At 62.3% G+C, this 14,935-nt stretch carries 13 protein-coding genes; 10 read left to right on the plus strand and 3 right to left on the minus strand.

Going from position 1 to position 14,935, the window contains the following annotated elements:
- Positions 1-70: 70 nt before the first annotated feature.
- A complete protein-coding gene (locus tag VQ575_RS20485; RefSeq protein WP_039594489.1) occupies positions 71-631 on the minus strand; it encodes a cysteine hydrolase family protein in 561 nt (186 codons plus the stop codon).
- 216 nt (positions 632-847) lie between these two features.
- Here VQ575_RS20485 and VQ575_RS20490 point away from each other — a divergent pair, with 216 nt between their 5' ends.
- From VQ575_RS20490 to pdeM, 10 genes are all read left to right on the plus strand, one after another.
- Positions 848-3,298, plus strand: coding sequence for a penicillin acylase family protein (locus VQ575_RS20490; RefSeq protein WP_325918315.1), 2,451 nt, complete (start codon positions 848-850; stop codon positions 3,296-3,298).
- Positions 3,299-3,512: 214 nt separating this feature from the next.
- Positions 3,513-4,544, plus strand: coding sequence for a ligase-associated DNA damage response exonuclease (locus VQ575_RS20495; protein WP_325918316.1), 1,032 nt, complete (start codon positions 3,513-3,515; stop codon positions 4,542-4,544).
- A complete protein-coding gene (locus VQ575_RS20500; protein WP_045155231.1) occupies positions 4,541-6,229 on the plus strand; it encodes an ATP-dependent DNA ligase in 1,689 nt (562 codons plus the stop codon). The genes VQ575_RS20495 and VQ575_RS20500 overlap by 4 nt, the downstream gene beginning before the upstream one ends.
- Before the next feature lie 243 nt (positions 6,230-6,472).
- Entirely contained in the window at positions 6,473-7,255 is a 783-nt protein-coding gene (locus VQ575_RS20505; protein WP_039594493.1) for a transporter substrate-binding domain-containing protein, read from the plus strand.
- 57 nt (positions 7,256-7,312) lie between these two features.
- The gene (locus VQ575_RS20510; protein ID WP_039594494.1) at positions 7,313-8,041 is read left to right on the plus strand and encodes an ABC transporter permease; all 729 of its coding nucleotides are present in this window, start codon (positions 7,313-7,315) and stop codon (positions 8,039-8,041) included.
- Complete coding sequence (locus VQ575_RS20515) at positions 8,038-8,748, plus strand: ABC transporter permease (protein WP_039594495.1); 711 nt, start codon at positions 8,038-8,040, stop codon at positions 8,746-8,748. The genes VQ575_RS20510 and VQ575_RS20515 overlap by 4 nt, the downstream gene beginning before the upstream one ends.
- Positions 8,749-8,774: 26 nt before the next feature.
- Positions 8,775-9,893, plus strand: a complete 1,119-nt coding sequence (locus tag VQ575_RS20520; RefSeq protein ID WP_039594496.1) for a succinylglutamate desuccinylase/aspartoacylase family protein — start codon at positions 8,775-8,777, stop codon at positions 9,891-9,893.
- Positions 9,894-9,906: 13 nt separating this feature from the next.
- Positions 9,907-10,671: an ABC transporter ATP-binding protein gene (locus tag VQ575_RS20525; protein WP_039594497.1), complete on the plus strand. Its 765-nt coding sequence runs from the start codon at positions 9,907-9,909 to the stop codon at positions 10,669-10,671.
- A 160-nt stretch (positions 10,672-10,831) separates the two neighbouring features.
- Positions 10,832-13,318, plus strand: a complete 2,487-nt coding sequence (locus VQ575_RS20530; protein ID WP_325918318.1) for a ligase-associated DNA damage response DEXH box helicase — start codon at positions 10,832-10,834, stop codon at positions 13,316-13,318.
- Positions 13,318-13,974, plus strand: a complete 657-nt coding sequence (pdeM, locus tag VQ575_RS20535; RefSeq protein ID WP_325918320.1) for a ligase-associated DNA damage response endonuclease PdeM — start codon at positions 13,318-13,320, stop codon at positions 13,972-13,974. The genes VQ575_RS20530 and pdeM overlap by 1 nt, the downstream gene beginning before the upstream one ends.
- A 35-nt stretch (positions 13,975-14,009) precedes the next feature.
- Here pdeM and VQ575_RS20540 read toward each other — a convergent pair whose 3' ends face one another.
- Together VQ575_RS20540 and dcd are read right to left on the minus strand one after the other, a co-directional pair.
- Entirely contained in the window at positions 14,010-14,216 is a 207-nt protein-coding gene (locus VQ575_RS20540) for a hypothetical protein (RefSeq protein ID WP_039594500.1), read from the minus strand.
- 103 nt (positions 14,217-14,319) lie between these two features.
- Positions 14,320-14,886, minus strand: a complete 567-nt coding sequence (dcd, locus tag VQ575_RS20545) for a dCTP deaminase (protein ID WP_003184751.1) — start codon at positions 14,884-14,886, stop codon at positions 14,320-14,322.
- Between the last annotated feature and the right edge of the window lie 49 nt (positions 14,887-14,935).

Raw genomic sequence — 14,935 nt, forward strand, 5'->3', positions numbered from 1 at the left:
AAGATCTTTTTGCCCGCCAGACCGTCATCGCGAGCATGCTCGCGATGAGACCTGCCCATACACCTCCCATCTATTCTCCCGCCTGCAAAATCTGCTTCACACTCCCCACCGTCGCGTATTCCCCGTGCAGATTCGCCAGGGACATCCCATGCACCTCGGCAGCCGAACGGGCATTGCCGAAGTAATCGGCCTTGTCGAAGGTGAAGCAGGCGTCCTCCGCCACCCAGGTGTCGAACCCAAGGTTACCGGCCGTGCGAGCGGTGGATTCCACCGAATTGTTCGTTGCAACGCCTACGATCACCAGTTGTCCGATTCCGGCACTGCGCAAATCAGCCTCCAGCGTCGTGCCGCAAAAGGCATCCGGCACCTGCTTCTCGACCAACCTTTCCCCGGCCAAGGGTGCGAACCGTGGCTGGACCTCCACGCCCGATTGCCCTGGCCAGAAAACCGAGTCCGGTGAGCGGGACAAGTGATGGACGTGAATCACCGGCCGCGCCGTGCCTCGCCAGAAAACCAGCAGTTCCAGCATGCGCAGCTCTGCCTCGGGGTTGTTGCGAGGCCCAAGCCTGGGGTGAAGAATGCCTTTTTGCTGATCGATGAGGATCAGCGCTGCGTCGTGCTGTAGCTCCATGCCGGTTTCCCTTGGGCGGTCATTGAATGCCCACACTTGAGCATCACGCCCTGCCGCAGGCAAGTCTTCGAACAAAAACGAATACCGGCTCGCGGGCTTCGCCGCTGGCTTTCATCGGCAAATCGATAAATAACCCACCACCCGCTTGCGCGCCCTTCTCCTGCTCACTAACGTAGCGCCTTTATTGGTGCCACCCCCTCCCGCAGGAGCTTTGCCATGGCCTCGCCAGCCTCTATTTCTTTCATTCCCAAGCTCGGCGTTGCCGCAGCAGTGGCCAGCGTGCTCGGCTTGAGCGGTTGCCAAGCCTGGAACACCCAGGACACTGTCCCGCCCACCATCGGCGTGCAACCGCTCAAGGGGCTGGCGCAGAATGTCTCGGTCCGGCGCAACGCCATGGGCATGCCGCTGATCGAAAGCAACAGTTTCCACGACGCCCTGTTCGCCCTCGGCTATGTCCACGCCAGCGATCGGATCACGCAGATGGCGACCCTGCGCCTGCTTGCCCAAGGCCGGCTGGCGGAAATGTCCGGTGCCGAACGACTGGATATCGACCGTTACATGCGGGCGGTGAACCTGAAGAAAAGCGCCGACGAGCTGTACAAGGCGTCATCGCCACGCCTCAAGCGTTTCTTTGAAGTCTATGCCCGCGGCGTCAACGCCTACCTGTTCCGCTATCGGGACAAGTTGCCGGCAGACTTGGCGGCCACCGGCTATAAACCCGAATACTGGAAACCCGAAGACTCGGCGCTGCTGTTCTGTCTGCTGAATTTCAGCCAATCGGCCAACTTGCCGGAAGAAATCGCCACCCTGGTGCTGGCCCAGACCGTCACCAACGACAAACTGGCCTGGCTGAGCCCGTCCTACCCGGATGAGCCGCTGCCCGTGGCGGAAGCCGACAAGCTTCAGGGCGTCCGGCTCAATGGCCAGGTTCCCGGCCTGGACGACATCAGCAAGGCTGGCGCCCAGTTGGCCGGCCTGAACCTGTTGGGCGCAGCGTTTTCAAGCAACTGGGCCATCGCCCCGCAACGCAGCCGCAACGGCAAAAGCCTGCTGGCCAGCGACAGTCAAGGCCCGCTGGGCGTGCCGTCGCTCTGGAGCCCAGTGCAGATCCGCGCGCCCAAGTACCAGGCGGCCGGGCTTTCCGTGGCAGGGATTCCGATGATCCTCGCGGGCTTCAACGGCCACGTGGCGTGGAGCATGACCAGCGTCCTGGGCGACAACCAGGACCTGTTCCTGGAAAAAATCCGACGCCAGGGCAATGGCCTGTCCTACGAAGTCAATGGCAAATGGCAGCCGGTGACCGTACGCAATGAAACCTATTTCATCAAGGGTCAGCGGTCCATTCGTGAAGCGGTGTACGAAACCCGCCACGGCCCCTTGCTCAACAGCGCCCAGGGCCCGGCCATGGTCAACGGCCTGGGGCTGGCCTTGCAACTGCCGAACTTCACCGACGACAAGACCCTGGATGCGTTCTTCGATCTGTCGCGCTCGCAAAACGTCGAGAAAGCCTCGGATGCCAGCCGGGAGATTCGCGCCCTGGCGGTGAACATGGTGTTTGCCGACGCGCGCAATATCGGCTGGCAAGTGACCGGTCGTTACCCCAACCGCCGTGAAGGCGAGGGGCTGCTGCCATCGCCCGGCTGGGAGGGTCGCTATGACTGGGACGGTTATGCCGACCCGATGCTGCACCCCTACGACCAGGACCCGGCCCAAGGGTGGCTCGGCACTACCAACCAGCGGGTCATTCCCCATGGCTACGGCATGCAATTGTCCAACTCCTGGGCGGCGCCGGAGCGTGGCGAGCGCCTGGCCGAACTGGCCGGCGCCGGCAAGCACGACGCCCGCAGCCTGAGCGCCATGCAATATGACCAGACCACGACCTTCGCGGCCAAACTCAAGAAAGTCTTCGAAGCCCCCGGCATGGCCCAGCCCCTGAAACAGGCGATCGAGGCCTTGCCGGTGGCGGACCGGGCCAAGGCGCGCGAGGCCTACACCCGGCTGATGGCGTTCGATGGCCGGCTCAGCCCGGTGTCCACCGACGCGGCCATCTACGAGCTCTTCCTGCAAGAAAGCATGAAACAGACGTTCCTCGACGAACTGGGCCCGGAAAGCAGCCCGGCATGGAAAGCGCTCGTGGCAAACGGCCAACGGTCCTATTCGGCCCAGGCCGATCACCTGCTCGGTCGCGAGGACAGCCCGTTCTGGGACGACGTGCGCACCCCGCAGAAAGAAGACAAGGCTGTGATCCTGGCTCGCAGCCTGGCAGCGGCGATCACCGTAGGCGAGAGCCAATTGGGCAGCGATCGCAGCGCCTGGCAGTGGGGCAAACTGCATCGCTATGAGTGGAAAAACAGCAATGGCCAGGTCGTACGCGGCCCGCTGGCGGCCGGCGGTGATGGCACCACGCTCAATGGCGCCGCGTTCGCCTGGGGCCAGGAATTCAATACGGCCATGGCACCTGCCCTGCGCTTTATCGTCGATTTCAGCCAACCGGAGCCGTTGACGATCCAGGGCGGCGCCGGTCAATCGGGCAACCCGGCCAGCCCGAACTACCTCAATGGCATCGATCCGTGGATCAAGGCCCAATATCAAAGCCTGCCAATGCAACCGCAGAACTTTGATCGCGGGTATGGCAAGACGCGGTTGACGTTGGTGCCCGGTAAATAGACGGATATTTACCACCGTGGCGAGGGAGCTTGCTGGATCGCGTAGCGGCCCCTTTTTGCGACTGCTGTGCAGCCGAGCGGGAGCAAGCTCCCTCGCCACGATGACTGGGTGAGCCTGAAATAAAAACCTCCCGACAGTACTCCCCCCCCAACCCGATCGAACTTCTCCCCCCGCCCCCGCCTCTACCTGACAAGCCCATCGCCCCGGTGACCGCATGGATCTTGTCATTGCCCGCCCCGAAGGCCTGTACTGTCCGCCAGGAGATTTCTACATCGACCCGTGGCGCCCGGTGGAGCGCTCGGTCATCACCCACGCCCACGGCGACCATGCCCGTGGCGGCAACCAGCACTACCTGACCGCGGCACCCGGCGAAGGCATTCTCCGCTCGCGACTGGGCCAGGACATCAACCTGCAAACCCTGCCGTATGGCGAACCCTTGCAACATCACGGCGTGACCCTGAGCTTTCATCCCGCCGGCCATGTGCTGGGCTCGGCCCAGGTCAGGTTGGAATACGAGGGCGAAGTGTGGGTCGCCTCGGGGGACTACAAAGTCGAGCCCGACGGCACTTGCGCACCGTTCGAGCCGGTGAAATGCCATACGTTCATCACCGAATCCACCTTCGGCCTGCCGATCTATCGCTGGCAGCCCCAGGCGCAGGTCTTCGAGGAAATCAACCAGTGGTGGAGCGGGAACATCGCCGCCGGCCGGGCCAGCGTCTTGTTTTGCTATTCCTTCGGCAAGGCCCAGCGGATTCTCCACGGCATCGATGCCAGCCTCGGGCCGATCCTCGCCCACGGTGCGGTGGAGCCGCTGAATCGGGTCTATCGCGAAGCAGGCATTCAACTGCCGCCAACCCTATACGCTGGCGATTTCAAAAAGAATGACCCGATCGTGAGCCAGGCGCTGGTCATCGCCCCGCCTTCCGCCGGTGGCAGCAGTTGGATGCGTCGTTTTGGTGATTACAGCGACGCCTTCGCCAGTGGCTGGATGCGCTTGCGCGGTACCCGTCGGCGCCGCGGCGTCGATCGCGGCTTCGTGCTCTCCGATCACGCCGATTGGCCCGGTCTGCTCTGGGCTATCGAACAGACCGGCGCCGAGCGAGTCATGGTCACCCACGGATCGGTCGCCGTGCTGGTGCGCCATCTCTGCGAACAAGGCCTCGACGCCCAGGGTTTCACCACCGAGTACGGCGACGACGAAGAAGACCTTGCCCAGGCGCCCGCCAGTGGCGAGGAGGCTTCATGAAGGCCTTCGCCGAGCTCTACGCTGAACTGGACGCCACCACCTCCAGCAACGCCAAGCTTGCCGCCATGCAAGATTATTTCAGCCAGGCTCCGCCGGAAGATGCCGCGTGGGCAGTGTATTTCCTTTCCGGTGGCCGTCCACGGCAGTTGGTACCGGTGAAGATCCTTCGGGAGTTGGCGGTCTGGGTGTCCGGGTTGTCGCTCTGGCTGTTCGAGGAAAGTTACCAGGCCGTGGGCGACCTGGCCGAGACCATTTCCCTGGTCCTGCCCGAATCGCCCTACAGCTCCGACGAAGGCCTGGCACTGTGGATCGAAGACAAACTGCTGCCCCTGCGCGGTGAAACGCCCGAGGTCCTGGCTGAACGGCTTCCGGCGCTGTGGGCGCAGCTCGACCGGCCGAGCCTGATGCTCTGCATCAAGCTCATCACCGGCAGTTTCCGCGTCGGCGTGTCCAAGCTGTTGGTCACCCGGGCCCTGGCGAGCATGGCCGGGCTGGACAGCAAACGGGTGGCCCAACGATTGGTGGGCTACACCGATCTGTCCCATCGCCCCACGGCGGCCAGCTACCTCAAGCTGATCGCCGTCGAGTCCGATGATGAACATGCCCAGCGCGGCGGCCAGCCTTATCCGTTTTTCCTGGCACACGCCTTGTCGCAACCGGTGGAGCAATTCGACGCCCTGCTGGGGCCGGCCAGCGATTGGCAGGTGGAATGGAAATGGGACGGGATCCGCGCCCAGGTGATCAAGCGCGATGGCCACTTGTGGGTCTGGTCTCGCGGCGAGGACCTTGTCACGGAGCGATTCCCGGAATTGCACCCACTGGTCCAGGCGTTGCCCGACGGCACGGTGATCGACGGCGAAATTGTGGTCTGGAAAGCCCCGCAAGCGGCCACCGAGGACGCCTTCGACCCGCAGGCACCGCTGCAACCGGCGGTGCAACCCTTCGCTTTGTTGCAACAACGCATCGGCCGCAAGACCCTGGGCAAGAAAATCCTCGAAGACGCCCCCGTGGTAGTAATGGCCTATGACTTGCTGGAATGGCAAGGCGAGGACTGGCGCAGCCGCCCCCAGGCCGAGCGTCGCGAACAGCTGGAAACACTGGTTGCCCGCTGCCACAGCCCGGTCCTGTTGCCGTCGCCCGTCGTGACCGGCCGGGACTGGCTCGACCTCGCCCGCCAGCGCGAAGCCTCCCGCAGCCTCGGCGTCGAAGGCATGATGCTCAAGGCGCGCGACGCGCTGTACGGCGTCGGTCGGACCAAGGACATGGGGGTGTGGTGGAAATGGAAGATCGATCCGTTCAGCGTCGATGCGGTGCTGATCTACGCCCAACGCGGCCATGGCCGACGCGCCAGCCTGTACAGCGACTACACCTTCGCCGTGTGGGACAACCCACCGGGCAGTCGCGAACGCACGCTGGTGCCTTTCGCCAAGGCCTATTCCGGGCTGACCGATGCAGAGATGCGTCAGGTCGACAGCATCGTGCGCAAGACCACCGTGGAAAAATTCGGCCCGGTGAGCAGCGTGACGCCAACCCTGGTGTTCGAGCTGGGCTTCGAAGGCATCGCCCTGTCCAAGCGCCACAAGAGCGGCATCGCCGTGCGCTTCCCGCGGATGTTGCGCTGGCGCCAGGATAAAACCGTCGAAGAAGCCGACACCCTGGCATCGCTTCAGGACCTGCTGAAATAACAACGCTCCCTCGCCACAAAAGCGCGGAGACAATGAACAGCACGCTCCATCCCGGTGCGCTTTTTGATGTACGCTCACCCTCGCGCACCATCGCGTTCCGTCTCCTGCCGCCAGTGCTTTTAAAACACTTGTTCGGCACTATGGTTCGGAAATTGCTACCTTTATGCCGTCATACCGTTCAGACCTTCACCGGTAACAATCCAACGCGCCACAAGCGCTCAAATTGGTTTTAGGGACTCAATAATGAAAAAAGCACTGCTGACCCTTTCTGCACTGGCATTGTGCATGGCTGCTGGCGCTGCCACGGCCAAGGAATACAAGGAACTGCGTTTTGGTGTCGACCCGTCCTACGCCCCGTTCGAATCCAAGGCCGCCGACGGCAGCCTGGTAGGGTTCGACATCGACTTGGGCAACGCGATCTGCGAAGAACTGAAGGTCAAATGCAGATGGGTCGAGAGTGATTTCGACGGCATGATCCCGGGCCTCAAGGCCAATAAATTCGACGGTGTGATCTCCTCCATGACCGTGACCCCGGCCCGGGAAAAGGTCATCGACTTCTCCAGCGAGCTGTTCTCCGGCCCAACGGCTTATGTATTCAAGAAAGGTTCGGGCCTGAGCGAAGACGTTGCCTCGCTCAAGGGCAAGACCGTCGGCTACGAGCAAGGCACCATCCAGGAAGCCTACGCCAAGGCCGTGCTGGACAAGGCCGGCGTCAAGACCCAGGCCTACCAGAACCAGGACCAGGTCTACGCTGACCTGACCTCGGGCCGTCTCGATGCCGCGATCCAGGACATGCTCCAGGCTGAACTGGGCTTCCTGAAGTCGCCAAAAGGCGAAGGCTACGAAGTCAGCAAGCCAGTGGACAGCGAACTGCTGCCATCCAAGACGGCTATCGGTATCAAGAAAGGTAACAAAGAGCTGAAGGCACTTTTGGATAAAGGTATCAAAGCGTTACACGACGACGGCAAGTACGCCGAAATCCAGAAAAAACACTTTGGCGATCTGAATCTGTACAGCGGCAAATAATGCGCGGTGCCCATCCGGTTTCGGGTGGGCACTTTTTTTCTGCCCAAGGCATCCTCCATGTTTGAACAACTCCTACAAAATCTGGGGCTCTCGGCCTTCAGCCTGAAGGGCTTTGGCCCGCTGCTGATGCAAGGCACCTGGATGACGATCAAGCTTTCTGCCCTGTCCTTGCTCTTAAGCGTCCTGCTCGGCCTGCTGGGCGCCAGCGCCAAGCTGTCCAGCGTCAAGCTGCTGCGTATTCCAGCCCAGCTCTACACCACGCTGATTCGCGGCGTACCCGACCTGGTGCTGATGCTGCTGATTTTCTACAGCCTGCAAACCTGGCTGACTTCCTTTACTGATTTCATGGAATGGGAATACATCGAGATCAACCCATTCGGCGCCGGGGTGATCACCCTGGGCTTCATTTATGGCGCGTATTTCACCGAAACCTTTCGCGGCGCGATCCTCGCCGTGCCGCGCGGGCAGGTTGAAGCGGCCACGGCCTATGGCCTCAAGCGTGGCCAGCGTTTCCGCTACGTGGTGTTCCCGCAAATGATGCGCTTTGCCCTGCCGGGCATTGGCAACAACTGGATGGTGATGCTCAAGGCCACCGCCCTGGTGTCGATCATCGGCCTGGCAGACCTGGTCAAGGCGGCCCAGGACGCGGGCAAGAGTACCTACCAGCTGTTCTACTTCCTGGTGCTCGCGGCGCTGATCTATCTGCTGATCACCAGCGCATCCAATGTCATCCTGCGCTGGCTTGAACGCCGCTACGCCGCTGGAGCCCGGGAGGCCGTGCGATGATCGAACTCCTGCAGGAATACTGGCGACCGTTCCTCTACAGCGACGGCGTCCACATCACCGGCCTGGCGATGACCCTGTGGCTGCTCAGCGCTTCGTTGCTGATCGGCTTCGTGGTATCGATCCCGCTGTCAATCGCCCGGGTTTCACCCAAGTTCTACGTTCGTTGGCCCGTGCAGTTCTATACCTACCTGTTCCGTGGCACGCCGCTCTACATCCAACTGCTGATCTGCTACACCGGCATCTACAGCATCGAGGCGGTGCGCGCCCAACCGGTGCTCGACAGTTTCTTTCGCGACGCGATGAACTGCACGATCCTGGCCTTCGCCTTGAACACCTGCGCCTACACCACGGAGATTTTCGCCGGGGCGATCCGCAGCATGAACCATGGCGAAGTCGAAGCGGCCAAGGCTTACGGCCTGACCGGCTGGAAACTCTACGCCTACGTGATCATGCCGTCGGCCCTGCGTCGCTCGCTGCCGTATTACAGCAACGAAGTGATCCTGATGCTGCACTCGACGACCGTGGCGTTCACCGCTACCGTTCCAGACGTGTTGAAAGTCGCGCGGGATGCCAACTCGGCCACGTTCCTGACGTTCCAGTCGTTCGGGATCGCCGCGTTGATCTACCTGACCGTCACGTTTGCACTGGTGGGCCTCTTCCGCCTCGCCGAGCGCCGCTGGCTGGCCTTCCTCGGGCCGACCCACTAAGGCTTCCGTTCAGGACATACACGTAAATGCGCCACCAGATCCATGACCTGCTGGCCCCGCTGCCGGGGACCGCACGCAAGATCCACAGCTTTCACTTCGGCCCGGAAAAAGCCGATGGCAAGATTTATATCCAATCGTCCCTGCACGCCGATGAGCTGCCCGGCATGCTCGTGGCCTGGCACCTCAAGCAGCGCCTGGCCGAACTCGAGGCATCCGGCCATCTGCGGCACGAAATCGTGCTGGTGCCGGTCGCCAACCCCATCGGCCTTGAACAAGTGCTGATGGATGTGCCCCTGGGCCGCTACGAGTTGGAGAGTGGACAGAATTTCAACCGCCGCTTCGTCGACCTGAGCGAAGAGATCGGCAACGAAATCGAAGGTCTGCTGACCGACGATCCGCAGCACAACCTGCAGCTGATCCGCACCAGCCTGCGCGACGCCCTGAATCGGCAGACCGCCAGTACGCAATTGCAATCCCAGCGCCTGGTCCTGCAGCGACTCGCCTGCGATGCCGACATGGTGCTCGACCTGCATTGCGATTTCGAAGCCGTGGCCCACCTCTACACCACGCCCGAAGCCTGGCCGAAGGTCGAGCCGCTGGCGCGTTATATCGGTGCCGAAGCCAGCCTGCTGGCGACCGATTCGGGCGGCCAGTCGTTCGACGAATGCTTCACGCTGCTCTGGTGGCAACTCAAGGAACGTTTTGGCGAGCGATTCGAGATTCCCCTGGGCAGCTTTTCGGTCACTGTCGAGTTGCGTGGCCAGGGAGACGTCAACCATGGCTTGGCGAGCCTCGACTGCCAGGCACTGATCGAATACTTGATCCACTTCGGTGCCATCGACGGCGAACCGGTGCCGTTGCCCGACCTGCCCTACCCGGCCACGCCGTTGGCAGCCGTCGAACCGGTGGCGACGCCGGTCGGCGGGCTGCTGGTCTACAGCGCCCTGCCCGGCGAATACATGGAGGCGGGGCAACTGATCGCCGAGATCATCGACCCGGTCAACGACACCGTCACACCCGTTCATTGCCGTAACGCCGGGCTCCTGTACGCCCGCTCGCTGCGCCGCATGGCCACCGCCGGCATGGTCATCGCCCATGTCGCCGGCACCGAGGCCTACCGCAGCGGCTACCTACTTTCGCCTTGAGGATGCATGCTCCATGTACAAATTGACCATTGAAGGCCTGCATAAAAGCTATGGCGAACATGAAGTGCTCAAGGGCGTTTCGCTCAAGGCCAAGACCGGCGACGTCATCAGCCTCATCGGCGCCAGCGGATCGGGCAAAAGCACCTTCCTGCGCTGCATCAACTTCCTGGAACAGCCCAACGACGGCGCCATGAGCCTGGACGGCCAGTCGATCCAGATGATCAAGGATCATCATGGCATGCGCGTGGCCGACGCCGACGAGCTGCAACGCATCCGCACGCGCCTGGCGATGGTGTTCCAGCACTTCAACCTGTGGAGCCACATGACCGTGCTGGAAAACATCACCATGGCACCACGCCGGGTGCTGGGCGTCAGCAAGCAGGAAGCCGATGACCGCGCTCGACGCTACCTCGACAAGGTCGGCCTGCCGGCACGCGTCGCCGAGCAATACCCGGCGTTCCTCTCAGGCGGCCAGCAACAACGCGTGGCGATTGCCCGCGCATTGGCAATGGAGCCGGAGGTCATGCTGTTCGACGAGCCGACGTCGGCCCTGGACCCGGAACTGGTGGGCGAGGTGCTGAAGGTGATCCAGGGCTTGGCCGAAGAGGGCCGGACCATGATCATGGTGACCCACGAAATGAGCTTCGCCCGCAAGGTGTCCAACCAAGTGCTGTTCCTGCACCAAGGCCTGGTGGAAGAAGAAGGCGCCCCGGAAGATGTGCTGGGCGACCCCAGGAGCGAGCGGCTCAAGCAGTTTCTCAGCGGCAACCTGAAGTAAACCTCGACCTCCCCTGAAAATGGAGGGGCCAGGTGCTGTTTCTGTGGCGAGGGGATTTTATCCTCTCGCCACAGTGGTTCTACTGCGCCGATGAAGCATTAAACCTTTCGCATCTCGCCGTGGTCACTGAAAGAAGACCTTCAGGGCGCACGCGGCAGGCATGGCGACATCCAACAATTTCGCGAAACAGTGGTTTGATGCCCGCGGCTGGAAGCCATTCGCTTTTCAACAAAACGTGTGGGCCGCGGTCAAGCGTGGCGAGTCGGGGCTTTTGCACGCCAGCACCGGCGCCGGCAAGACCTACGCCGTCTGGTTCGCCGCCCTCAATCGTTTCGCACGTTCACTGCCACCGCCGGATAAACCGCGCAAACGCAAACCACCGGCCGAACCGTTGACGGTCTTGTGGATCACCCCCATGCGCGCCTTGGCCGCCGACACTGCCAAAGCCCTCGAAGCACCGCTCACGCCGCTGCAAATCCCTTGGACCGTCGGCCTGCGTACCGGTGATACCAGCGCCAGCGAGCGCGCCCGCCAAGGCCGGCGCCTGCCCACGGCGCTGATCACCACGCCGGAGAGCTTGACCCTGATGCTGGCCCGCGCCGACGCGCAAACCGCCGTTTCGACGTTGCGCATGGTCGTGGTGGATGAATGGCACGAACTGCTCGGCAACAAACGTGGCGTGCAACTGCAACTGGCCCTGGCTCGCTTGCGCCGCTGGCATCCCGAGCTGATCGTCTGGGGAGTCTCCGCGACCTTGGGCAACCAGGCCCACGCCGAACAGGTGTTGATCCCGCAAGGCAACGGGATCAGCGTACAGGGCGCCAACGCCAAGACCCTGCAAGTCGATACGCTATTGCCACCGACTCTGGAACGTTTCCCCTGGGCCGGGCACATCGGCTTGAAAATGCTGCCCCAGGTCGTCGCCGAAATCGATGTCAGCAACAGTTGCTTGGTCTTCACCAACACCCGGGCACAGTCGGAAATCTGGTATCAGGCGATCCTGGAGGCACGTCCGGATTGGGCCGGGCTGATCGCGCTGCATCACAGCTCGTTGTCCCGCGACACCCGGGACTGGGTGGAGCAGGCTCTCAAGGACGGTCAACTCAAAGCAGTCGTGTGCACGTCCAGTCTGGATCTGGGCGTGGATTTCCTGCCGGTGGAACGCGTGCTGCAAATCGGTTCGGCCAAAGGCGTCGCACGATTGATGCAGCGTGCCGGACGCTCTGGCCACGCGCCGGGGCGGACCTCGCGAATAACCCTGGTGCCGACCCACAGCCTGGAATTGATCGAGGCCGCCGCCGCGCAGGATGCCGTGGCGCAGCGACGCATCGAGCCCCGCGAATCGCCGCGCAAGCCCTTGGACGTCTTGGTCCAGCATCTGGTCAGCATGGCCCTGGGCGGCGGTTTCACGCCGGATGAATTATTCGACGAGGTACGCGGCGCCTGGGCCTACCGCGACCTGAACGCTGCCGAATGGGCCTGGGCCCTGGCGTTCGTGCGCCACGGCGGCCTGTCATTGACAGCCTACCCTGACTACCGGCGAGTCGAACCGGACGAACACGGTATCTGGCGTGTACCTGACGCCCGTCTGGCCCGGCGCCACCGCATGAGCATCGGCACCATCGTCAGCGACGCCAGCCTGCAACTGAAATTCTGGAGCAAAGGCGGAGGTGGCAAGACCCTGGGCAGCGTGGAAGAAGGCTTTATCGCGCGGCTGCGCCCCGGCGACGGTTTTCTGTTCGCTGGACGACTGCTCGAATTGGTCCGGGTCGAAGACATGACGGCTTATGTGCGGCGCAGCCAGGCGAAAAAAGCCGCGGTGCCACGTTGGAACGGCGGGCGCATGCCACTTTCCAGCGAACTCGCCGCCGCCGTTGTAGCGCGCCTGAGCGAGGCCGCCGCAGGCCATTTCAAGGGCCCGGAAATGCAAGCGGTGCAGCCGCTTTTATCAACGCAGATGCGCTGGTCCGGGCTGCCCACGCAGGGTTCGTTGCTGGCCGAAGCACTTAAGTCCCGGGAGGGCTGGCACCTGTTCCTGTATCCGTTCGCCGGACGCCAGGTTCATCTCGGGCTCGCCAGCCTGTTGGCCTGGCGCGTCAGTCAGCGACAACCGGTAACGTTTTCCATCGCGGTCAATGACTACGGCCTGGAACTGCTCAGTGCCACCGAACTGGATTGGTCAGCGCACCTGAACCCGGCGCTCCTGCGTACCGACAACCTGCTGCCCGACGTTCTCGCCAGCCTGAATGCCGGGGAGCTGGCCCTTCGGCGCTTCCGCGAAATCGCCCGGATCGCCGGCCTGGTATTCGCCGGTTACCCCGGCGCGCCGAAGAGCACCCGGCAAGTCCAGGCCTCCAGCGGGTTGTTCTATCAAGTGTTCAAACAATACGACGTCGATAACCTGCTGCTGGCCCAGGCCGGCGAGGAAGTCTTGCGCGAAGAATTGGATATACGCCGACTGGAGCAAACCTTGGAACGCCTCGATACGTTGAAGCTGGACCTGCATGTCATCAAGCGTCCTACCCCACTGGCCTTCCCGTTGCTGGTAGAGCGATTGCGCGAAAGCATGAGTTCGGAAAAGCTCGCCGATCGCATCCGCCGGATGGTCACCGACCTGGAACGAACCGCTGATAAAGGAAACGCCTGATGCCTGCGCCCTACCCCGTCAACCTTGCCGGCGAAGAGCTCTGGCTGCTGCCAGAGAAAGCGCTGTATTGGCCAGCCCAGGAAACCTTGATGGTGGCCGACGCGCACTTCGGCAAGGCCGCTGCCTATCGCAGCCTCGGTCAACCGGTGCCCCACGGCACGACGGCGAGCAATATCGCCGTGCTGGATAAATTGCTGGCGAGCCTGCCGTGCCGACTGTTGATTTTCCTCGGGGATTTTCTTCATGGGCCAGGTTCCCATGCCCCTGGCACCTTGAAGGCACTGGCCGACTGGCGTGAAAAGAATCAACAACTCGCCATCACGCTCATACGCGGCAACCACGACAAACGTGCCGGCGATCCGCCGCCGATAATGAATATCCGGGTCGTTCCGGAACCGTTGCTGCTGGGTCCATTCGCCGTGCAACACGAGCCGACGGCGCATGCGAGCCGACACGTGCTGGCCGGCCACGTACACCCGGTCTATCACCTGGCCGGCAGAGGCAGGCAACGGCTGCGCCTGCCGTGTTTTCGCCTAGGCAGCGACACCAGCCTCCTGCCGGCTTTCGGTGCATTCACCGGAGGCTATCGGGTAGAGCACGACAATGACAGCAAGATATTCGTGGTCGGCGACAACGAAATATGGCCCGTCAGTTGAAGCACATTGGCTTCAGCTGACGGGCCATATCTTGATCAGGCTACGGGCGCAGGAGGCGGCTCGTCGGGAAGCGTCGGTTCACCGGGCTCGGTGGGATCCGTTGGATTGGGGTCAGGATCGGGGTCACCCGGAATGCCGCCTGCCGCTTCAGCAGGATGGGCCAGCAGTGACCAGGCCAGGACGCCGATCTGATTGGGCTCAAGCCTTGCCAGTTCGGCACTGATTCGCGGATCGATCTTCATAGAGCTACTCCTGAGCGAAGGCCCATCGGGCTGACGCAAAAAAAACGGGCAGTACACTTCATAGAGTGCCTGCCCGCCCAGGAATTCCAACAGCTCGTCAGAATCAGGTACGAGGCAATGTCACGCCGCGCTGGCCTTGGTATTTGCCGCCACGATCCTTGTAGGAGACTTCGCACTCCTCATCGGACTCGAGGAACAACATCTGCGCCACGCCTTCGTTGGCGTAGATCTTCGCCGGCAGGGTCGTTGTGTTGGAAAATTCCAGTGTCACATGGCCTTCCCACTCCGGTTCCAGCGGCGTGACGTTGACGATGATGCCGCAGCGGGCGTAGGTGCTTTTACCCAGGCAGATGGTCAGCACGTTGCGCGGAATACGGAAGTACTCGACGGTGCGGGCCAGGGCGAAGGAGTTCGGTGGAATGATGCAAACGTCGCTCTTGACGTCGACGAAGCTCTTTTCGTCGAAGTTCTTCGGGTCGACGGTGGCCGAGTTGATGTTCGTGAACACCTTGAATTCATCGGCGCAGCGCACATCGTAGCCGTAGCTGGAAACACCGAAGGAAATCAGCCGGTCGGCGCCTTCGCCACGCATCTGGCGCTCTACGAAGGGCTCGATCATGCCGTGCTCTTGCGCCATGCGGCGAATCCACTTGTCCGATTTGATGCTCATGGCGGTTTCCTGAAATAGCGAGGTGGAAAAAAACTGTCCGGCATCTTAC

Origin of the sequence: Pseudomonas frederiksbergensis (genome assembly GCF_035751725.1) — a bacterium.
GTDB classification, from domain to species: domain Bacteria; phylum Pseudomonadota; class Gammaproteobacteria; order Pseudomonadales; family Pseudomonadaceae; genus Aquipseudomonas; species Aquipseudomonas frederiksbergensis_A.